Source organism: Luteimonas rhizosphaericola, from assembly GCF_029888045.1.
Taxonomy (GTDB): domain Bacteria; phylum Pseudomonadota; class Gammaproteobacteria; order Xanthomonadales; family Xanthomonadaceae; genus Luteimonas; species Luteimonas rhizosphaericola.
Genome location: NZ_JARXRN010000021.1, coordinates 491175 through 511063 on the forward strand (window position 1 = coordinate 491175; position 19889 = coordinate 511063).

The window sequence follows — 19889 nt, forward strand, 5'->3', positions numbered from 1 at the left end:
GGGACAGTCTCCAGGGAGTCAGGCCGGCACGGCGCGCGGCGTACGCGCCCGCCACAGGTGCCAGGCGCCGAACGTGAGCAGCGGCAGCACGTAGACGAACAGGAACAGCCAGGCCAGCGCGCGGTAGCCGTGGGCGATCAGCGCCACCAGGCCGAAGCGCTCGGCGACGAAGATCGAACCGACCAGCAGCACCGTCGCCACGCCCAGCCGCGCCACGCGCGGGAACGCGCCAGCGTCGCGGCGCTGCCATGCCCCGGCGATGCGTTCGTTGACCGCGTGCACCGCGCCGACCCCGCTTTCGAGCAGCGCCAGGAAGATCATCGCCTGGAAGCCGACGTGCAGCAGCGGCTGCTGCAGGCGACGCAGCATGTAGTCCGACGGCAGCGCCTCGCCGGCGATCCCGGGCGCCCAGGCCAGCATGCAGGCGAAGAAGGCGATCGCCGGCGCGATCGCCAGCGGCCCGGCCAGCAGGCCGGCGGCCACCGCGTCGCGGCGGCGGGTGAAGTGGCGCAGCATCGGCAGGATCGCCACCGCACCGACGATGTTGTAGCAGGCGTAGGTCAGTCCGCCCGCGGCCCAGCCATCGACCGGCTGCGGCGTGCCGATCGCCTGCACGATGCGGTCTCCGAACGTGGTGAACGCGACCACCAGGAACAGCGCGTACATCGCGTAGAGGAACACCGAGGCCCAGCCGAACAGCCGCTCCACCGAGCGGTTGCCGAATGCCACCACCCCACCGATCGCCAGCACCAGCGCCAGGGTGCCCACGAGCGGCGGCCATCCCGTCAGCGCCGACACCACCGCGCCGGCGGCCGCGCCGAACACCGCGAGGATCAGCACCATGAACACCACGTAGGCCAGTTCGAACACCACCCACCCCGGCCCCACCAGCCGGGCGAAGAAACTGCGGTAGTCGTAGCTGCCGGTGGCGAAGGCGAAGACGAAGGTCAGCGCGCACACCGCGCTCCACACGAGCATCGCCAGGCCCAGGCCGAGCAGGCCGCCCTGCGCCCCGCTGGGCAGGAAGTACTCGGCCAGTTCGCGTCCGGTGGCGTAGCCGCCGCCGATCACGAACCCCTTGAACGCCAGCCCCGGCAGCAGGAAGCGCTGGAAGCGCGTGGGCACGGAGGTCATCGCCGCGTGCCCGTCCGGTCACGCCAGGCAGGCTTCGACCAGGCGGTCGAACGCCTCGCCGCCGCGCACCGGGTCGGCCACCGGCAGGCCGAGGCGCGCGGCGGTGGCGTCGATCGCCTCGCGCGCGGCCGCCGCGTCGAGCGCGGCGGTGTTGAGGCTCACGCCGGCGCAGCGGATCTCCGGATTCGTGCGCGACCCCAGCCGCAGCGCCAGGTCGATCGTCTCCTCCAGCGAGGGCAGCGGGTAATGCGGATGACCGAGCACGCGCTCGCGGCCGTGCGCATGGCAGACCACGACCACGTCCGGCTGGCTGCCGTGCAGCAGCGCCAGCGACACGCCCGCGTAGGCCGGGTGCGAGAGCGACCCCTGGCCCTCGATCACGTCCCAGTGCGCGGGATCGGCATCGGGCGACAGGGTTTCCGCGGCGCCGGCGGCGAAATCGGCCACCACCGCATCCATCGGCACGCCCGCGCCGGCGATCAGGATCCCGGTCTGGCCGGTCGCACGGAAGTCGGCGTCCACGCCGCGCGCGGCGAACGCGCGCGCCAGCGACAGCGCGGTGTACTTCTTGCCCAGCGCGCAGTCGGTGCCCACGGTGAGCAGGCGGCGGCCGGAACGCTTGCGCCCGCTCGCCACCGGCAGCCCGGGCGGCGGCTCGCGCACGTCGATCAGGCGCCGCCCGTGCACCACCGCGGCGTTGCGCAGCGGTTCGATGTCGGCCAGCCGCGCGTGCATGCCGCCGATCAGGTCCAGCCCGGCCTGCAGCGCCTCGAGCAGCGGCGCGACCCAGGTCGAGGGAATGCGGCCGCCGGGATTGGCCACGCCGATCACCATCGATCGCGCGCCCAGCATGCGCGCCTGCGCGGGCGAGAGGAACGGCAGCCCGGTGCTCACCGTGGCACCGGTGCAGGCGTACTCGCCCACGCAGCGCTCGCCGGCCCAGTCGCGCAGCCCGAACGCGGTCTTGGCGTAGCCCGGCTCGGTCACGTCGCCCAGGAACAGCAGGTAGGGCTGCGGCAGCGCTTCGGTCTCGCGCAGCGCGGGAACGGCGTGTGGCATGCGGCGTGGACCCCGGTCCGGTGGGTGTTGGCCGCCCGCGCGGGCGGCGCGGGTCAGAAGCGGAAGTCGATCTCGAGCCCGAACGTGCGCGGCTGCAGCGGCACGCCGGCGACATGCGAACGGGTCCCGGTGAGCGCGCCGTCCATCGGCGTCATCGTCAGGTATGCATCCTCGCCGGTCACGTTGTTGACGTAGGCGCGCACTTCCCAGTTGTCCCGCCCGATCCCGGCGTACAGGTCGAGCGAGCGGTAGCTGTCGAGCTCCAGCGGCGCGGTGATCTCGTCCGGCTGCAGGATCGTCGATGGATCGCCCGGCGCGGTGACGCGCTGGCGCTCGGTGGTCTCGTTGAGCCGGTCGCCGGCGAAGCGCAGCGCCGCGCCCACCTGGCCGCCGAGGCCGCCGGCGGTCATGAACGCATACTCGGCCGTGGCCGCCCATGACAGTTTCGGCGAATACGGCATGCGATCGCCCGCCAGGCCGGACCAAAGGATTACGTCGAACAACGGATTGCCCAGCTCGTCGGCCTGCGGAATCACCGTGGGCGTGAAGTCGTTCTTGATGCTGGCATCGGTGTACGCCGCGTTGAGCCCGAGCTGCAGGGCATCGGTGGCGCGGAACTGCGCGGTCAGTTCCAGGCCCTCGCTGGTCGCCTCGCCGCCGTTGACCAGGCCGCCCACGCCGTTGAACGAGGACGCCACCTGGATGTCCTCCCAGTCGATCCGGAACGCCGCCAGGTCGAGCGTCACCCGGCGGTCGGCGAACTGCGACTTGAGGCCGATCTCGTAGCTGTCGAGCATCGACGAGTCGACCTGCGGCGGCATGCCGGCCAGCGCCACGTTCGGCCCGCCCGGCTGGTAGCCGGTGGCCACGCGCGCGTACAGCATCACGTCCTCGGCCAGCTTGAACTGCGGGCTCAGGCTCCAGGTGAACACGTCCTCGGTGGATTCCCCGGGGGTGTCGGCGATCGGCGCCAGGATGCCGGTCGGCACGTTCTGGCTGAACCACTGGTCGTTGCGCGCCTGGCGCAGGCCGGCGTCGATCTTGAAACGCTCGCCGATGCGCCAGGAGCCGTTGGCGAACAGCGCGACCTCCTCGTAGGTGCTGGGCAGGTTGATGATCGCCAGCGTGCTGAAGTCCGACAGCGCCGCGGGCAGCGGCGAGCCGTCGCGCAGGCCGAGCCACGCGAACTGGCTCTGCAGCGCGTCCTCCCGGGTGTAGAACGCGCCGACCATCCATTCGAACGGGCCGCCGCTGCTCGAGGTGAGCCGGAACTCCTGCGTCACCTTGTCCATGTCGTAGCGATAGCGCACGAACGAGCTGCCCGGCTCGGGCAGACCCAGCAACAGGTCGGCCACTTCGCCGAACTGGATGGTGGAATCGATCTGGTCCTCCGCCGTGCTTTCCGACCAGCCCGTCGCGGAGATGAAGTTGCCCCAGCCCAGGTCCCAGTCGAAGGTCAGCGCGGCCAGGGTCAGGTCCTTGGCGAACGGCCGCGGCTGCCAGGCCAGGTCGTCGTCCTCGCCGAACAGCGGCGTGAGGGTCCCCGGCGCGAGCGCCACGCCGGCGCGGTCGTCGCTGCGGATGCGCTGGTGCAGCACCGACAGCCCCGCGTCCACCACGTCGCCCTCCCACGACAGCGCGGCACGCGCACCGATCTGCTCGCCGCCGTTGATGTCCTCGCGGCCGTCGACGGCGTTGTCGGTATAGCCCGGCAGGCCGTTGCGCGCGAAGCTCACGCGCAGGCCCAGGCGTTCGTCCTGCAGCGGCAGGGTCACGCCGAAGCGCGCGTTCCAGTCCTGGTCGCCGCCGCGCACCGAGCGCAGGCCGAAGCCGAGGCGGGTTTCCTCGCCCAACGCATCCGGCGCCCGGGTCACGTACTTGAGCAGGCCGCCGATCGCACCGGCGCCGTACAGCGTGCCCTGCGGCCCGCGCAGCACCTCGATGCGGCTGATGTCGTAGGGCAGCAGGTCGAGCATCAGCGTGCTCGCGCCCTGGTAGATGCCGCTCGATCCGACCGGCACCTCGTCGATGTAGGTCGCCACCGTGGCGCCCGAGGACAGCGCGGCGATGCCGCGCAGCGACACCCGGGTCAGGCCCGGGCTGCCCTCGTTCTGCACCTGCAGGCCGGGAATGAAGGCGGCGTAGTCGGAGAGCGACACCGCGCCCAGGTTCTCCAGCTGGCGCTCGTTGAGGACGGTGATCGCGGCTCCGACCTCGCGCACGTTCTCCACGCGCTTGTTGGCGGTTACCAGCACGGTGTCGAGTTCCACCGCCTCGTCGGTCGCCGCGGCGTCGGCCGCTGCGTCCTGGGCGAGCGCGGGCGCCGCGGCGCAGGCGAGGGTCGCCGCGATCGCGAGCGACAGCGGGGAGCGGTACCACGGGCGGTCGGTCTGGGACGCGTGCATCGGTGTTCTCTCCCCCGGAGGCGTGACTGGACGGTCGGGACCCGGCGGGCGGCCTGCGCGGGCGGCGGCCGGATATCCTGATCAGGGATCATGATCCTAATCAGAGAATTGTCAACACGTCCGGAAAATGCGGCGCCCGCGCCGGGCGGACGGGCGCGTGGCGGCTCTACGAATCACGGCGACCGCCCCGCCACCGCTGCGCCGTTTCAAGCCGCGACACCCTGCGAGCGGCGCGGAACACGGGACATCCCTGGCTGACGGCGACGTTGCCGCCGCCGGGCTTAGGCTGGTGCAGCGCGTCCACGTCGCCATCAGCCCCCGGTGATCCGGAACACGCCGATCCCGACGAAGTTGCCCAGCGCATAGCCGAGCACGCCGGTGGCGACCGCCGGGACCGCCAGGCGCCGCCAGCCGAACAGCACCGCGAACGCGACCGCGATCGGCGGACCGCCGATGCAGGCGGTGGACGCCACGATGATCTCGGCATGGTTGAGCCGCAGCAGGCGCGCGCCGGCGAGGATGAAGACCAGGTGCACCGCGAAGATCACCAGTACGTACGCGAAGAGCGACGGCGCCGCGCCCAGCATCGCGCCCAGGTCGGCACCGGCGCCGAGCACGGCGAAGAACAGGTATATCAGCAGGGTCGCCGCCAGTTCCGGGCCCGCGATGTCCTTCAGCCAACGGCGGCCGAAGGTGGCGATCGCGACCATCAGGGCCGTCGTGTAGAGGATCGCGTAGTGCGCATGCCCCATCGCAGCCGCGATCGCGGCGCCGGCGGCGCAGGCCAGCGCCGCAAGCGCGAGCGCCAGCGCGAGGTCGAGCACCGTCGGTACGCGTTGCGCCGGCCCCACCGCATCGCCCCCACCCACCAGCTGCTCCGATCGCCATCCGAAGCGGCGCTGGAACCATGGCCAGGACGCGGACGCACCCACCGCCAGCAGGTAGCCCAGTCCGACCACGTTGTCGATCGCCACACCCGCGGCCAGTGCGGTCGGTTCGCGGAAACCGATCGCCTCGGCGACCGCGGCGAAATTGATCGAGCCGCCGACGTAGGTGGCGCTGAACACGGCCGCGTACTGCGCCTCCAACGGCCCCAGGTCGAGCCACGCCGCACCGAGCCACGCGCCGGCCACCACGCCCGCGGCGCCGAACGCGAACGCCGCCAGCGTACGCCCGCCTTCGACCACGATCCCCAGCAGGTCGGCGCGGATCAGGTACAGCGCGATCGCCAGCGGCACCAGGTAGGTCCAGATCGCGCCGTACACCGGAGCCGACGCCGGGATCACGCGCAGCTGCGCCAGGACGATCGCGAGCGCGATCACCAGCATCACGCCCGACACCCGCTTGCCCAGGCGGGTGCGCTCCAGTCCCGCGCCGATCGCGGCGACGGCGAAGAACACCGCCAGCAGCGCGAACGCGTTGTCCGCCGCGATCAGCGCGCTGGCGGGCGCGGCTGTCATGCCGCCGCGTCGGCGATGTCGGCGTGCACGCCCCAGACGGTGTCCGGGCAGTGGATCAGCCCGTCTTCGTACACCACCCCCGGGCTGCGGTCGCGGCGCAGGAACACCGGGCCGTCGAGGTCGACGATGTCGCACAGCTGGCCGAGCACGAATGCCGGCGCCGCGGCCAGGCTGGTGCCGCACATGTTGCCGACCATCACCTGCTTGCCGAGCGCGCGCGCGCGACGCGCCATCATCAGGCCTTCGGTGAGCCCGCCGCACTTGTCGAGCTTGATGTTGATCACGTCGAAACGGTGGTGGCGCGCCTCGAGCTCGGTCAGGTCGAGGATGCTCTCGTCGGCGGCGAAGGGCGGCACGTGCACGATGCCGTCGAGTTCGTGTTCGCGCCCGCGCACGCAAGGCTGCTCGAGCAGCGCCACGCGCGACTCGACCAGCGCCGGCATCAGCGCCGGCAACGTGTCTCCGCCGTAGCCCTGGTTGGCGTCGACCCCGATCCACAGCGCCGGGCAGCGCGCGCGCACCGCGCGCACGCGCGCCGCATCGAGCGACGCCTCGCCGGTGAGCTTGAGCTTGAGCGCGCGCGCGCCGGCGTAGGCGGCGGCGCGGTCGGCCATGGCCTCCGGCGCGTCCGCACCCACGGTGAAGGTGGTCAGCAGCGGGCGCGGCGGGCCGAGCCCGGCCAGTTCCCACACCGGCACTCCGGCGCGCCGCGATTCGAGCTCCCACAGCGCGCAGTCGAGCGCGTTGCGCGCGCCGCCGGCCGGCAGCACCTTGCGCAGCGTGGCGCGGTCCAGCCCGGCGGCGATCCGCGGCCGCAGCGCCTCGAGCGTGGCGCGCATGCCGTCGGGCGCATCGTCGTTGTAGTACACGCCCGCCGCTTCGCCGCGGCCGACGTGCGGCCCGTCGCGGAGCGTGACCACCAGCGCGGGCATCGCCTCGAACACGCGGCCGGCGATGCGGAACGGTTCGGCCAGCGGAAGGGGTTCGAGATGCAGCTGCAGTTCGACCGGCACGGCGCGGGCCTCCGGGTGGACGGGTCGTGGCGGGAAGGCGCCCGGCGGCACGCGGCCGCCGGGCACGTGGTGGATCAGTAGTTGGCGCCGAAGCCGATCACGTGCTGGACGATGCCGGTCCACAGCACGAACACGCAGGCCAGCGCCAGCAGCAGCGCCCACAGCTTGGCCAGCAGCCGGCGCTTGCCGCGTAGCACGTGCCAGGCGTTCCACAGCGCGACCGCGGCGCCGAGCGGCAGCACGATCGTGGCGAACAGCCGCAGCGCGATGATCAGGCCGTCGTTGGACGGGCTGGTCATCTCCAGCTGGCTGAGCATCGCCACCACCAGCCCCAGCACCGCGCCCATCGCCAGCAGCACCAGCAGCGCGGCGATGCGCACCAGCCGGTGCATGCGCGCATCCGTGCCCTGCAGCCGGTACGGCGCGCGATAGTAGCGGCGCACCAGCGCCGAGACCGGCCAGGCGAGCACGGTCAGCAGCAGGATCGCCAGGCTCGCGACCAGCAGCGGCAGCGCCATCGCCTGCCACGCCGACAGGCGCTGGAACACCATGATCGGGGCATAGGGCTCCATGCTGAAGCGCACGACCCGGCCGTCGACCACGTCGGCCGCCAGCCGGTCGCTGCCGCTGGTGTCCTGCCACAGGTACGGCGACACCTCGCGCCAGGTCTTCGGTGCGCCGCCCGGGCCGAGCGCGAGGGTCACGGCGATCGTGCCGTCCTCGTTCGCGACCACCTTCACCGGGCCGAGCAGGTTGGCCAGCGACAGCACGTTGCTGTCCGGCCGCCGGCTGCTGGTGTAGGTGCCGGCGATCTGCTGCGCGTGCTCCCGCGCCACGTCCTCCGCGACGCCGGGACCGGCCGGCGTGCCGTCGCCGGGCAGGTAGCGATCGGCGAAGCCGCGCGCGAGCGCACTGCGGATGTGGCCGGTCGCACCGTCGCGCCCGGAGCTGTTCATCGACACGAAGATGCCGACGCCGTCGTCCGGGAACAGCTGCAGGTCGCTGTGGAACCACTGCGTGTCGCCGCCGTGCGCGATGGCGCGGTGGCCGTTCACCGAGGTCTCGTAGAAGCCGAGCATCATCCGGTTGAGCGGGCCGACCGAAGCCTGCCCTGTGGTGTGCATCTGCTCGGCCGTCGCCGCGCCGAGGATGCGCGCATCGCCGTACGCGCCGCGCTGCAGGTGGGCGATCATGAAGCGCGCCATGTCCGCGCCGGTCGCGGCGAGGCTGCCGGCCGGCGCCAGGCTGATGAACTCGTATTCCTTAGCCTCGCCGTCGGATGCGCGCGAGTAGCCTTTGGACATGCCGTCCAGCAGCGCCTGCGGCAGCGGCTGGCGGAAGCTCGACCGCGCCATGCCCAGCGGCTCGAAGATGTGGCGATCGATGTAGTCGTCGAACGGTTCGCCGGACACGCGCTCGACAATGTAGCCGGCCAGCGCGGTGGCGTAGTTCGAGTACGCCGGGGTGGTGCCCGGCGCATGGATGCGCTCCGGGATCCAGTGCTTGAGCGCGTCGCCCAGCGGCACGATCTCGTCCGTGCGCGCGGTGATCAGGCCGCGGATCTGCTCCTCGAAGCCGGCGGTGTGGGTCATGATCTGGCGCAGGGTGACCGGCGTGCCCGCGTAGGCGGGCATCTCGAAGTCGAGGTACTGGTTGACGTCGGCGTCGAGGTCGAGCTTGCCCTGCTCCACGAGCTGCATCACCGCGGTCCAGGTGAACAGCTTCGACACCGAGCCGGGGCGGAACAGGGTGGCCTCCGGATCGACCGGCGCGCGCGCAGCCAGGTCCGAATAGCCGTAGCCCTTCTGCACCAGCACCTCCCCGTCCTTGACCACCACGACCACCGCGCCGGCGATGTCGCCCGCGGCCAGCGCGTAGGGCATGAAGCCGTCCAGCCAGGCTTCCACGTCGCTGCGCACCAGCGTTCCGGGACCGGCATCCGGCAATGGCAGCGACGCGACGTCGCCATCGTTGTCGGCGGGCAGGACCGTGGGCGGCACCGCGTCGGGGGCGACCGCGGCCTCCTGCGCCGCGGCGGTGGCCATGCCGGCGGCCAGCAGCCAGCCGCTCAGGATCAGGGGAATCACGCGCATCGGGCGGTCTCCGGTCGGGGACGGGGCGGGCGCAGGAGCTGGCCGGGACGCGGGCGACCGCGGTCGGTTATCCTGATTTGGCGATAATGATCCCAATCAGAGAATTGTCAACCAGTGCCGAAAGTCCCTGTGGCCGATGCCCCGCCTGGGCGCCTGGCAGATGCGTGGTGTCCGCCGTGCGCCTGCCCTTCCCACGCGTCGCCTCGTGAGGCGATGATGATCCTCCACGGGACACGCCACCCGCCAGCGGTCGCCACTCCGGAGATTCGGCAAGGATGACATCGCCACACCCCACCATCGGCGGACTGCTGCGCTCGCTGCGGGCGCGCAAGGGCTGGACGCTCAAGCAGATGAGCGAGCATTCGGGCATCCCGCTCTCGACCCTGTCCAAGGTCGAGCACGACCGGCTGACCCTGACCTACGACAAGCTGCTGCAGCTCAGCCAGCGCCTGAACCTGCGCATGTCCGAACTGTTTGCCGAACAGGCCGAGGCGCCGGAGCCGCCGGTGACCGCGCGCCGCAGCATCGGGCGCATCGAGGACGCGATCCGCGTCAACACGCCCAACTACGACTACTACTACCTGTGCCCGGAGCTGCGCCGCAAGCGCATGATCCCGGTGCTGACGCGCGTGCGCGCCAAGACCATCGAGGAATTCGGCGAACTGGTCCGGCATTCGGGCGAGGAGTACATCCACGTCCTGGAAGGCCGCATGGAAGTGCACACCGAGTTCTACGACCCGATGGTGCTGGAAACCGGCGAATCGGTGTACATCGACTCGAACATGGGCCACGCCTACATCGCCGCCGAGGGCTGCGACGAGGTGCTGTTGCTTGGCGTGTGCTCGAGCGCGGACGAGCAGCTGCTGGAATCGCTCATGACGCTGCACGGCGAGGAGGGCGCCGCGCGCCAGGCGTCGCCGCAGCGGCTGCACGCGCCCCCGCGCGACCCGCGCACGGCCCCTGCGCGCCGCACGGCCGCGGCGGCGAAAACCGCCGCGGCGAAGAACGCGAAGAACAAAAAGGCCGCGCGTCGCTGAACGCGCTGAACGCCGCCCGCGTGTCGCAGGCGTGATGCCGTCGGCGCACGCCGGCGCGATCACGGTGCATTGATCGCCGCTGCCGCAGCCTCGGACCTCCCGAGCGCAGCGAGCACCCCCATGCAGGCCTTGACCTACCAGGGATCGAAGGACGTCCGCGTCGAGACCGTCCCCGACCCGATCCTCGTCGAATCCGACGACATCATCCTCCGCGTCACCGCGACCGCCATCTGCGGCTCGGACCTGCACATCTACCGCGGCAAGATCCCGGGCATGGAGGACGGCGACATCCTCGGCCACGAGTTCATGGGCATCGTCGAGGAGGCCGGCCGGGACGTCACGAAAGTGAAGGTGGGCGACCGCGTCGTGATCCCGTTCGTGATCGCCTGCGGGCGCTGCTTCCACTGCCTGCTCGACGAATTCGCGGCCTGCGAGACCACCAACACCGGGCCCGGCGCGGCCATGAACCGCAAGTCGATGAAGCCCCCGGCCGCACTGTTCGGCTACAGCGCGCTGTACGGCGGCGTGCCCGGCGGACAGGCGGAACTGGTGCGGGTGCCGAAGGCGAACGTGGGTCCGCTGGCGGTGCCCGATGCGCTGTCCGACGAGCAGGTCCTGTTCCTGTCGGACATCCTGCCCACCGGCTACCAGGCCGCGGTCAACGCGGGGATCAAGCCCGGTTCGAGCGTGGCGATCTTCGGCGCCGGCCCCGTCGGCTACATGTCGGCGGCGTGCGCACGCATGCTGGGCGCCGAGACGATCTACATGGTCGACCACAATCCGTACCGCCTGGAGTTCGCGCGCCAGGCCTATGGCGTGCTGCCGATCAACTTCGACGACGAGGACGATCCTGCGCAGACCATCGTCGACGCCACCGGCGGGCGCGGCGTGGACGCGTCGATCGAGGCGGTCGGCTTCGAGGCCAAGGGCAGCGCGACCGAAACCGTGCTCACCACGCTCAAGCTCGAGGGCTCCAGCGGCAAGGCGCTGCGCCAGTGCATCGCCGCCACCCGCCGCGGCGGCACGGTGAGCGTGCCCGGCGTGTACACGGGCTTCATCCACGGCTTCCTGTTCGGCGATGCGTTCGACAAGGGCCTGACCTTCAAGATGGGCCAGACCCACGTGCAGGGCCTGATGCCCGAACTGCTGGACGCGATCGGCGAGGGCAAGCTGTCGCCGGAGATCATCATCTCGCACCGCATGTCGCTGGCCGATGCGGCCAAGGGCTACCAGATGTTCAACGACCGCGAGGACGAATGCCGCAAGGTCGTGCTGACGCCGTGACTGCCGCCAATTCCGGATGCGTGCGCGAACCTTGCCGCGGCGCCCGCATCGCGGGCGCGGGCGCATTGCGCCGGCCTCCCGGCCGATCCGCGCCCGCCGCGATGCCGCGGCGGGCGACCCGCCTGCACTGCTAGGGACGTCCGCAGCGTGGGCCGCGTTCGCGTGGGGTGTGCCGGGTGGTCGATCCCGGGCCGCCATCGCGCCCTGTTCGATGGCGGGGACAGCCAGCTGGCGCGTTACGCGACGCGGTTCGGCGCGGTCGAGATCAACTCCTCGTTCTATCGGCCCCACCGCCACGAGACCTACCGGCGCTGGGCCGGATCGGTCCCGCGCGGGTTCCGCTTCTCGGTCAAGCTGCCGCGCACGATCTCGCATGACCTGCGGTTGCGCGGCGCGGCACCGTCACTCGACCGGTTCCTCGCGGAAGTCGACGGCCTCGGCAGCCGGCTCGGCGCGCTGCTGCTGCAGTTCCCGCCCAGCCTGGCCTTCGATGCGCGCCAGGCGTCGGCGTTCCTGCGCCTGTTCCGCCGTCGCAGCGACACGCCGCTCGCGTGCGAGCCGCGACATGCCAGCTGGTTCACGCCCCGCGCGGACGAACTGCTGCGCATGCACGGGGCGACGCGGGTCGCCGCGGATCCTGCGCGCGTTCCCGCGGCGGCGGTCCCCGGCGGCGACACGCGCTGGAGCTACTGGCGCTGGCACGGTGCGCCACGCATGTACTACAGCGCATATCCGGACGATGCACTCGCGGAGCTCGTCGGCCAGCTCCGCGCGGCGCACGGCCGTGGCACGGCCTGGGTGATCCTCGACAACACCGCCCATGGCCACGCCGTGGACGACGCCGCGCGGCTGCAGTCATTGCTCGCCGGCGCAGCCACGCGCACGTCGCGGAGGCCGCGCGGTGCCTGAGGGTCCCTCGCTCGTGCTGCTGCGCGAGGCGGCCGCGAGGTTCCGCCGCCGCACCGTGCGCGACGTCGACGGCGACAGCACGCTCGACCTGCAGCGCATGCATGGCCGCCGCGTGGTCGCGGTGCGCACCTGGGGCAAGCATTTCCTGCTCGAGTTCAGCAGCTTCAGCCTGCGCGTGCACATGCTGATGTTCGGTTCGTGGCGCATCGACGATCCCAAGCCCAAGACGCCCCGGCTGGCGCTCGCCTTCGACAACGGCACCCTCTACTTCTATGCGTCATCGTTGAAGTACGTCGAAGGTGACCTCGACGATACCTACGACTGGCGTCGCGACGTGCTGTCTCCGGATTGGAACCCGGGGCTGGCACGCAGAACGCTCAAGCACGCTCTTGATGTCCTGGCCTGCGACGCGCTGCTCGACCAGGACGTGTTCGCCGGCGTCGGTAACATCATCAAGAACGAGGTGCTATTCCGTATCCGCGTCCATCCGTTGACGCCGGTTGGCGAGCTGCCGCCGCGCAAGCTCGGACAGCTCGTCGCGCAGGCGCGCGAGTACAGCGTCGACTTCCTGGAATGGAAACGCCAGGGCGTCCTGCGCCGGCACTGGCAGGTCCACCGGCAACGCAACTGCCCCTCCTGTGGCGGACGCCTGGAGAAGGCCAGGCTGGGCGAGCGGGAGCGCTGGGCGTACTTCTGCCCGCATTGCCAGCCGGGCGGCTGACGCGCGCAGCGCTGCGCGGAACAAGCCATGCCGGGCGGTCCAGACGCACACTCCAGCGTGCAGCAGGCCTGACCTGCAGCGAGAACGAGTGGAGGGCGAGCCGGCGGTCCCGCGGAGCGGCACCGTCGACGGGAGATGGTGGGCCCACCAGGATTCGAACCTGGAACCAAGGGATTATGAGTCCCCTGCTCTGACCGTTGAGCTATAGGCCCCGCGCGGGGCCCATTATCGCCGCGGACGGTGCGGCCGCGCAGTGGCGGTGTCCGGCGCGGCGGTCGTGACACTCGGGAGAAGCGGCGCAAACCCGTGGCTGTCAGGCCGCGCAGCGATCCGCAACGCAAGATCGCGCAGCCGCAGCCGTTCGACGAGGTACCGGCTACGACCGCGCGACACGAGCCGGGCGGCGCGGGGCCGCCCGGTCCGTCGGGGTGACGACTTACATGCCGTCGGTGTTGTTGTCGCCGTCGGCGGCCGCATTGGCCTCCTCGGCGGCGTCCTGCGCCTGCTCGGCGGCGTCGGCGGCCTTCTCGGCGGCGTCGGCCAGATCCTCGCGACCGGTCGCGTCGTCGCCCGAACCCACCTGGCCGGCGATCTGCGAGGTCGCGTCGGCGGCGGCATCGGCGGCGCCCGCGGCAGCCTCGGCGGCCTGCGTGGCAGCCACGTCGCCGGTCGCGGCGGCGTTGGCGGCGGCCTGCTGCGCCTCGGCGGCCGAATCGGCGGCTTCCTGGGCGGAATTGGCGGCCTGGTCGGTGTTGGAGCAGGCGCTCAGGCCGGCGGCCAGGGCAAGGGCAAGCAGGGTCTTGGCAGTCGTCGTCATCGAAAAATTCTCCTGGTTCGGGCGCACGGTGCGCCGTCGGGACGCAACTCTGCCGCGACCGATGTGGGCGCCGTGCGAACGCCGCGCCAAGGCGGCGTGTAGCGTTCAGGTCGGCGCCGCACAGCGAAAAGCCCCGGCGCGCGGGGCGTGCCGGGGCTTTTCGAGGGCGGGACGGGCGTTCGCGATGCCCGGCATCCGCACCGTCAGTCGATGTCGAGGAACGAACGCAGCTGTTCGGAGCGGCTGGGGTGGCGCAGCTTGCGCAGCGCCTTGGCCTCGATCTGGCGGATCCGCTCGCGGGTGACGTCGAACTGCTTGCCCACTTCCTCGAGGGTGTGGTCGGTGTTCATGTCGATGCCGAAGCGCATGCGCAGCACCTTGGCCTCGCGCGGGGTCAGCCCCGCCAGCACGTCGCGCACGGTCTCGGACAGGTTGATGTTGGTGGTGGCCTCGATCGGGGACTCGACGTTGGTGTCCTCGATGAAGTCGCCCAGGTGCGAATCCTCGTCGTCGCCGATCGGGGTCTCCATGGAGATCGGTTCCTTGGCGATCTTCATGACCTTGCGGATCTTGTCCTCGGGCATGTCCATCTCCTTGGCCAGCTCCTCGGGCGTGGCCTCGCGGCCGTACTGCTGGAGCATCTGCCGGGAAATGCGGTTGAGCTTGTTGATCGTCTCGATCATGTGCACCGGGATGCGGATGGTGCGCGCCTGGTCGGCGATCGAGCGGGTGATCGCCTGGCGGATCCACCACGTGGCGTAGGTCGAGAACTTGTAGCCGCGGCGGTACTCGAACTTGTCCACCGCCTTCATCAGGCCGATGTTGCCCTCCTGGATCAGGTCCAGGAACTGCAGGCCGCGATTGGTGTACTTCTTCGCGATCGAGATCACCAGGCGCAGGTTGGCCTCGACCATCTCCTTCTTGGCCTTGCGCGCCTTGGCCTCGCCATAGGCCATCGCGCGGTTGATCTCCTTCAGGTCGGCGAGCGTGACCATCATCGCCTTCTCGACGGAGATGGTGGCTTCCTGCTCGGCGATGATCTGGTCCTTCACCTCGCGCATGCCGGAGGACCACTTCTGCTTGCGCTTGAGCACGTCGTCCACCCAGCCCAGGTTGGTCTGGTTGCCTTCCCAGGCGCGGATGAAGTCCTTGCGCGGCATCTTCGCCACGCGCGTGGACAGGTCGAGGATGCGGCGCTCGTGGTCCTTGATCTCGCCCACCACGTCGCGCAGCTTCTTGACCAGCACGTCGGTCAGCGGCAGCGGCAGCTTGAAGGTGGTGAAGATCGCGGCCATCTCCTCGCGCAGCTTCAGCACCGGCTTGGCCTCGGCGCCGTTCTTGGCGTAGGACTTCTGGAACTTGGCGTACAGCGCGCCTAGCGCTTCCATGCGGCGGCCGACCTCGGCAGGATCCGGGCCGGTGGGGCCGGCGTCCTCGGAGTCGCCGTCGTCGTCGCCGTCGTCGTCGCTGTCGTCGCTGTCGCTGTCGTCGGCGGCGGAGACGTCGCTGTCGGCCGACGCGGCCGCGTCGTCGCCGGACTCGTCCAGGTCGTTGAAGCCGACCACGATCTCGGCCAGACGCTTCTTGCCCGCCTTGTGCAGGTCGTAGTCCTCGAGCAGCAGCTGCACCGACCACGGGAAGCTGGCCAGCGAGGACAGCATTTGGTTCAGGCCTTCCTCGATGCGCTTGGCGATCGCGATCTCGCCCTCGCGGGTGAGCAGCTCCACCGTACCCATCTCGCGCATGTACATGCGCACCGGGTCGGTGGTGCGGCCGCCCTCGCTGTCGAGCGCGGTCAGGGTGGCGGCGGCTTCCTCGGCGGCGGTGTCGTCGACGTCGCGGTTGCCGGTGGAGTCGCCCGTGAGCAGCAGCGACTCGACGTCGGGCGCGATCTCGTGCACCTCGATGCCCATGCCGTTGATCATGCCGATGATGTCCTCGATCTGCTCCGGATCGACGAGATCGTCGGGGAGGTGATCGTTGACTTCGGCGTAGGTCAGGTAGCCCTGCTCCAGCCCCTTGGAGATCAGGAGCTTGATGTCGGACTGTTCGGCTGGACGTTCGTTCGCCATGAGGCGCGCACCGGGGAGAAAAGTGAACCCGTAATTATACCATCGCCCCCGGTCCGGGTCCCGGCCGGGGGCATGCGGCCCGGGCTTCTCCACCGGGGCTGGAGACCATATGGGGGCCCGCGGTGCGGTTTCCACCCGGCCCCGCGGATCGGCGCCGGGGAGGCCCGGTCAGGCGCGCAGCAGGAACGTCACCGGCCCGTCGTTGGCCAGCCGCACCACCATGTGGGCGCCGAAGCGGCCACTGGCGACCGGTCCGGCATGGCGGGTCCGGCATTCAGCCAGGAGTCGGTCGAACACGCGCTCCGCCTGCTCCGGCGCCGCCGCGGTGCTGAAGCCCGGGCGCATGCCCGAGCGCGTGTCCGCCGCCAGGGTGAACTGGCTGACCAGCAGCAGCCCGCCCCCGGTGTCGGACAGGGAGCGGTTCATTCGGCCGGCCTCGTCGGCGAAGACGCGGTAGCCCAGCAGGCGCGTGACCATGCGGCCCACCTGCGCCTCGCCGTCGCCGGGCTCCACCCCGACCAGGGCCAGCAGGCCGGCATCGATGCGGCCGACCACCGCGTCGTCGACCGTGACGCTGGCATCGCTGACGCGCTGGATGAGGCTGAGCATGGAATCGGGCCGGACCGCGTGGTGGACAGCGCAGGAGCCTAGCCCGGTTTCGCCTGCCGGCACACCGGGCCCGCCGCCCACCGGCGCCCGGATCGCCGCGCCTGCCCCCCCGCGGTCTCTCGCGCCGTGAGTCGGGAGGTGGGCTGCCGGATGACTGCACGCGCCGCGCCCGCCTCCCGGCGGTGGCGGGTCAGCGGTGATCGGTGGCCGCGAGGATGACGCCCGCGATCCGCGGAGTCCCCGGCAGGACCGGCTGCGCGCAAGGCGCCCTCGCTACACTGCAACCGATGACCGATGCGCTCGCCCGCCTGCTGCATGCCCTCGCTGCCCTGGCCGGCCGCCTGCCCTGGCCGGTGCTGCGCCGGCTCGCCGATGCGCTGGCCTGGGGCTGGCTGCGGACCGGTGCGCGCGAGAGCGTGGTCGCCCTGCGCAACCTCGAACTGGCCTACCCGGACTGGACGCCGGCCGAGCGCGACGCCTGCCGCCGCGCCATCCTGCGCGCGACCGCGCTGCAGACGCTCGACACGCTGCGCCTGTGGACCCGGCCGCACGCCGAAAACCTGGAGCGGCTGCGGGAGATCGATGGCGAAGCGCTGTTCGACGCGGCGCTGGCCTCCGGCCGCGGGTTGATCGTGGCCGCGCCCCATTTCGGCAACTGGGAGCTGCTCAACCAGTGGCTGGCGGCGAAGACGCCGCTGGCGATCCTGTACAAGCCGCCGGAATCGGCGATCGGCGAAGCCTTCCTGCGCCGGGTGCGCGCCGATACGGATGCCACGCGCGTCACCCAGGTGCGGGCCGAGGGCGCCGGCGTGCGCCAGCTGTACAAGCGCCTGCAGGCCGGCGGCGTGGTCGGCATCCTGCCCGACCAGCAGCCCAAGGGCGGCGACGGCGAGTTCGCGCCGTTCTTCGGCGTGCCGTCGCTGACCATGACCCTGCTCGGGCGCCTGGCCGCGCGCAGCGGCGCCACGGTGCTGTTCGCCTGGTGCGAGCGGCTCGGCGACGGGCCCGACTACGCGCTGCGCATCCAAGCCGCGTCGCCCGGGATCGCCGATCCCGACCCGGCCGTCGCCACCGCCGCGCTCAATGCCGACGTCGAACGCATTGCACGGCGCGACCCGGCCCAGTACCAGTGGACGTACAAGCGGTTCAAGGCGCGCCCGCCCGGCAGCACCACGCATCCCTACGCGGACCTGGAAGGCCGATGACCGGACCCGAGCCCGTCCCGCCCCCGGCACCCGATCCAGCCGCAGCCGACTCGGTCGACCCGGCGGGCGCGTCGATCGGCGACGGCTGGCGTCCGCTGCCGCTGCGCGCACGCTGGCTGTTCGTGCTCGGGAACCTGTTCGGCCTGGGCGCCCTGGCGATCGGCCTGCTGGTGCCGATCGGGCTGTTGCTGCGCGACACGCCGTTCGCGCTGCCGCTGGCGCTCGCGGTGCTGGTGGCGCTGCCGGCCTGGGGCGCGTGGCTGGCGGTGCGGCAGTACGCGTGCACCCGCTGGCGCCTGGACGCCCACGGCTACACCCTGCGCCGCGGCCGGCTGTGGCAGCGCGAGACCTTCGTGCCGCGCAGCCGGGTGCAGCACCTGGACCTGCAGCGCGGACCGCTCGAACGCCGCTTCGGCCTGGCGACCCTGGTCGTCCACACCGCCGGCACGCGCCACAACGCGGTGTCCACGACCGGCCTGGGCGAGGACGACGCCGAGTGGTTGCGCGACCAGCTGGCGCAGTGGATCGAGGCCGATGACGACGACGCCTGATCCGGGCGCCGCCGGCGACGATCGCCGCCTGCATCCCTGGTCGTGGCTGTTCGTGCTGATCGGCTCGGTGCGCCAGTTCCTGGTGCCGCTGCTGGTGCTGGTGATCTTCGGCGGCCGCCGCGAGGACGGCGTGCAGCTGGCCGTGGCCGGGGTGGCGGTCGCGGTGCTGGCGCTGCTGGCGGTGTGGCGCTACTTCACCTACCGCTACCGGATCGAGGGCGACAGCCTGTTCATCCGCAGCGGCCTGCTCGAACGCAGCCTGCGCCAGGTGCCGTTCTCGCGCATCCACAACGTCGAACTGCGGCAGACGCTGCTGCACCGGCTGTTCGGCGTGGCCGAAGTGACGCTCGAATCGGCCGGCGGCAGCAAGCCCGAGGCGCAGATGCGCGTGCTGCGCATGGGCGAGGCGCTGGCGCTCGAGCGCCTGATCCGCCACCGCGGACACGCCGCCGGCGACGCGACGGCGCAGGCGCCCGAGGAGGACGCGCAGACGCTCCTGGCGCTGCCCACCGCCGAGATCGTGCGCCTGGGGCTGGTGTCCAACCGCGGCATGATCGTGGTCGGCGCCGCACTGGCGCTGGCCTCGCAGGTGATGCAGGACAACCTGTTCCGGCGCGCGTTCGACTTCGTGCGCGGCGAGGCGTCCGGCTACGTCGCCAGCTTCGACTGCGGCGGCCCGTCGCTGGCGCTCGCGGCGATCGCCCTGGTGCTGCTCGCGCTGGCCCTGCTGCGCGTGTTCTCGGTGCTGCTGGCGCTGGTGCGCTACCACGGCTTCCGCCTGCAGGCGCACGGGCGCCGGCTGACGGTGGAGCGCGGGCTGCTGGCGCGCGTGCGCAGCAGCGTCTCGCGCCGGCGCATCCAGGCCTGGACGCTGCGCGAAAGCGTGTTGCATCGCCTGTTCCGGCGCCGCTCGCTGGCGATCGACACCGCCGGCGCGCAGCTGCAGGGCGGCGAAGGCGGGCAGTCGCGCGAACCGCCCGAGCTCGCGCCGATCGCGACCCCGGCTGCGTGCGACGCGCTGCTGCAGGACCTGCTCGCCGACGCCGCCTGGCCGCCACGCGACTGGCAGCCGCTGCATCCGCGCGCGTGGCTGCGGCTGTGGCTGGGCGACCTCGTGGTCGCGGCGCTGCTGGCGGCGGCCCTGTGCTGGCATTTCGGCGCGTGGGGCCTGCTCGGCCTGCTGTGGCTGCCCTGGGGCGGGTGGCTGGCGCTGCGGCATGCGCGCTTCGCCGGCTGGCATGTCGACGCACGCCTGGTGGCGGTCCGCGAGGGCTGGTGGTCGCGGCACTGGCGCTTCGCCGAGATCGACAAGCTGCAGGCGCTGCAGCTGCGCCAGTCGCCGCTCGATCGCCGCTTCGGCATGGCCTCGGTATGGCTCGACACCGCCGGCGCCGGCGCCGCATCGCCGCCGCTGCGCGTGCGCCACCTGCCCGAGGCGCAGGCGCGCATGCTGTACGTCGACCTGGGCCGCGAGATCGCGCGACGCCGGCTGCGCTGGTGAGCGCGTGCCCGGGTCGTAG

The 19889-nt window shown here is 71.7% G+C and carries 16 protein-coding genes and 1 tRNA gene; 7 read left to right on the top strand and 10 right to left on the bottom strand.

The annotated features are described in order from the left end of the window. Nucleotides 1-18 precede the first annotated feature (18 nt). The 6 genes from QFW80_RS08600 to QFW80_RS08625 form a co-directional block, all read right to left on the bottom strand. Nucleotides 19-1134 carry a YkvI family membrane protein gene (locus QFW80_RS08600; protein WP_280601281.1) on the bottom strand — a complete coding sequence of 372 codons (1116 nt, stop codon included), beginning with the start codon at nt 1132-1134 and terminating at the stop codon, nt 19-21. An 18-nt stretch (nt 1135-1152) separates the two neighbouring features. Further along, nucleotides 1153-2193, bottom strand: coding sequence for an N-acetyltransferase DgcN family protein (locus tag QFW80_RS08605; RefSeq protein ID WP_280601283.1), 1041 nt, complete (start codon nt 2191-2193; stop codon nt 1153-1155). A gap of 53 nt (nt 2194-2246) precedes the next feature. Then, the gene (locus QFW80_RS08610; RefSeq protein ID WP_280601284.1) at nt 2247-4598 is read right to left on the bottom strand and encodes a TonB-dependent receptor; all 2352 of its coding nucleotides are present in this window, start codon (nt 4596-4598) and stop codon (nt 2247-2249) included. A 311-nt stretch (nt 4599-4909) separates the two neighbouring features. Next, entirely contained in the window at nt 4910-6058 is a 1149-nt protein-coding gene (locus QFW80_RS08615; protein WP_280601285.1) for a DUF819 family protein, read from the bottom strand. Beyond that, nucleotides 6055-7071, bottom strand: coding sequence for a dipeptide epimerase (locus QFW80_RS08620; protein ID WP_280601286.1), 1017 nt, complete (start codon nt 7069-7071; stop codon nt 6055-6057). The genes QFW80_RS08615 and QFW80_RS08620 overlap by 4 nt, the downstream gene beginning before the upstream one ends. 74 nt (nt 7072-7145) lie before the next feature. Then, nucleotides 7146-9164: a serine hydrolase domain-containing protein gene (locus QFW80_RS08625; RefSeq protein WP_280601288.1), complete on the bottom strand. Its 2019-nt coding sequence runs from the start codon at nt 9162-9164 to the stop codon at nt 7146-7148. 275 nt (nt 9165-9439) lie between these two features. Between QFW80_RS08625 and QFW80_RS08630 the strand changes: the two genes are divergently transcribed. The 4 genes from QFW80_RS08630 to QFW80_RS08645 all read left to right on the top strand — a co-directional run bounded on the left by QFW80_RS08630 (nt 9440) and on the right by QFW80_RS08645 (nt 13115). Beyond that, entirely contained in the window at nt 9440-10201 is a 762-nt protein-coding gene (locus QFW80_RS08630) for a helix-turn-helix domain-containing protein (RefSeq protein ID WP_280601289.1), read from the top strand. Between the two features lie 120 nt (nt 10202-10321). Next, nucleotides 10322-11485 carry a zinc-dependent alcohol dehydrogenase gene (locus QFW80_RS08635; RefSeq protein WP_280601290.1) on the top strand — a complete coding sequence of 388 codons (1164 nt, stop codon included), beginning with the start codon at nt 10322-10324 and terminating at the stop codon, nt 11483-11485. A gap of 147 nt (nt 11486-11632) precedes the next feature. Continuing rightward, complete coding sequence (locus tag QFW80_RS08640) at nt 11633-12394, top strand: DUF72 domain-containing protein (protein ID WP_280601291.1); 762 nt, start codon at nt 11633-11635, stop codon at nt 12392-12394. Continuing rightward, nucleotides 12387-13115 (top strand): DNA-formamidopyrimidine glycosylase family protein, encoded by a 729-nt coding sequence (locus QFW80_RS08645; protein ID WP_280601292.1) that lies wholly within the window; start codon nt 12387-12389, stop codon nt 13113-13115. The genes QFW80_RS08640 and QFW80_RS08645 overlap by 8 nt, the downstream gene beginning before the upstream one ends. A 136-nt stretch (nt 13116-13251) precedes the next feature. On the opposite strand, the gene QFW80_RS08650 is transcribed toward QFW80_RS08645, so the two are convergent. The 4 genes from QFW80_RS08650 to dtd all read right to left on the bottom strand — a co-directional run bounded on the left by QFW80_RS08650 (nt 13252) and on the right by dtd (nt 16613). Then, a tRNA-Ile gene (locus QFW80_RS08650) sits at nt 13252-13327 on the bottom strand. Between the two features lie 224 nt (nt 13328-13551). Beyond that, the gene (locus QFW80_RS08655; protein ID WP_280601293.1) at nt 13552-13932 is read right to left on the bottom strand and encodes a hypothetical protein; all 381 of its coding nucleotides are present in this window, start codon (nt 13930-13932) and stop codon (nt 13552-13554) included. Between the two features lie 203 nt (nt 13933-14135). After that, a complete protein-coding gene (gene rpoD / locus QFW80_RS08660) occupies nt 14136-16004 on the bottom strand; it encodes an RNA polymerase sigma factor RpoD (RefSeq protein ID WP_280601294.1) in 1869 nt (622 codons plus the stop codon). A gap of 168 nt (nt 16005-16172) precedes the next feature. Beyond that, nucleotides 16173-16613, bottom strand: a complete 441-nt coding sequence (gene dtd / locus QFW80_RS08665) for a D-aminoacyl-tRNA deacylase (protein ID WP_280601296.1) — start codon at nt 16611-16613, stop codon at nt 16173-16175. A 215-nt stretch (nt 16614-16828) separates the two neighbouring features. On the opposite strand from dtd, the gene QFW80_RS08670 reads away from it, so the two are divergent. The 3 genes from QFW80_RS08670 to QFW80_RS08680 are packed head-to-tail and all read left to right on the top strand — an operon-like array spanning nt 16829 to nt 19870. Continuing rightward, the gene (locus QFW80_RS08670; RefSeq protein ID WP_280601298.1) at nt 16829-17818 is read left to right on the top strand and encodes a lauroyl acyltransferase; all 990 of its coding nucleotides are present in this window, start codon (nt 16829-16831) and stop codon (nt 17816-17818) included. Beyond that, nucleotides 17815-18369, top strand: coding sequence for a PH domain-containing protein (locus tag QFW80_RS08675; protein WP_280601300.1), 555 nt, complete (start codon nt 17815-17817; stop codon nt 18367-18369). Before QFW80_RS08670 ends, QFW80_RS08675 begins: the two co-directional genes overlap by 4 nt. After that, nucleotides 18353-19870: a PH domain-containing protein gene (locus QFW80_RS08680; protein ID WP_280601302.1), complete on the top strand. Its 1518-nt coding sequence runs from the start codon at nt 18353-18355 to the stop codon at nt 19868-19870. The genes QFW80_RS08675 and QFW80_RS08680 overlap by 17 nt, the downstream gene beginning before the upstream one ends. Nucleotides 19871-19889: the final 19 nt, after the last annotated feature.

What these genes read in the sequence shown, in the direction of transcription:
- QFW80_RS08600 (WP_280601281.1), bottom strand. Translation starts at nt 1,134, where the DNA reads ATGACCTCCGTGCCCACGCGCTTCCAGCGCTTCCTGCTGCCGGGGCTG.
- QFW80_RS08605 (WP_280601283.1), bottom strand. Translation starts at nt 2,193, where the DNA reads ATGCCACACGCCGTTCCCGCGCTGCGCGAGACCGAAGCGCTGCCGCAG.
- QFW80_RS08610 (WP_280601284.1), bottom strand. Translation starts at nt 4,598, where the DNA reads ATGCACGCGTCCCAGACCGACCGCCCGTGGTACCGCTCCCCGCTGTCG.
- QFW80_RS08615 (WP_280601285.1), bottom strand. Translation starts at nt 6,058, where the DNA reads ATGACAGCCGCGCCCGCCAGCGCGCTGATCGCGGCGGACAACGCGTTC.
- QFW80_RS08625 (WP_280601288.1), bottom strand. Translation starts at nt 9,164, where the DNA reads ATGCGCGTGATTCCCCTGATCCTGAGCGGCTGGCTGCTGGCCGCCGGC.
- QFW80_RS08630 (WP_280601289.1), top strand. Translation starts at nt 9,440, where the DNA reads ATGACATCGCCACACCCCACCATCGGCGGACTGCTGCGCTCGCTGCGG.
- QFW80_RS08635 (WP_280601290.1), top strand. Translation starts at nt 10,322, where the DNA reads ATGCAGGCCTTGACCTACCAGGGATCGAAGGACGTCCGCGTCGAGACC.
- QFW80_RS08655 (WP_280601293.1), bottom strand. Translation starts at nt 13,932, where the DNA reads ATGACGACGACTGCCAAGACCCTGCTTGCCCTTGCCCTGGCCGCCGGC.
- rpoD (WP_280601294.1), bottom strand. Translation starts at nt 16,004, where the DNA reads ATGGCGAACGAACGTCCAGCCGAACAGTCCGACATCAAGCTCCTGATC.
- dtd (WP_280601296.1), bottom strand. Translation starts at nt 16,613, where the DNA reads ATGCTCAGCCTCATCCAGCGCGTCAGCGATGCCAGCGTCACGGTCGAC.
- QFW80_RS08670 (WP_280601298.1), top strand. Translation starts at nt 16,829, where the DNA reads ATGACGCCCGCGATCCGCGGAGTCCCCGGCAGGACCGGCTGCGCGCAA.
- QFW80_RS08675 (WP_280601300.1), top strand. Translation starts at nt 17,815, where the DNA reads ATGACCGGACCCGAGCCCGTCCCGCCCCCGGCACCCGATCCAGCCGCA.
- QFW80_RS08680 (WP_280601302.1), top strand. Translation starts at nt 18,353, where the DNA reads ATGACGACGACGCCTGATCCGGGCGCCGCCGGCGACGATCGCCGCCTG.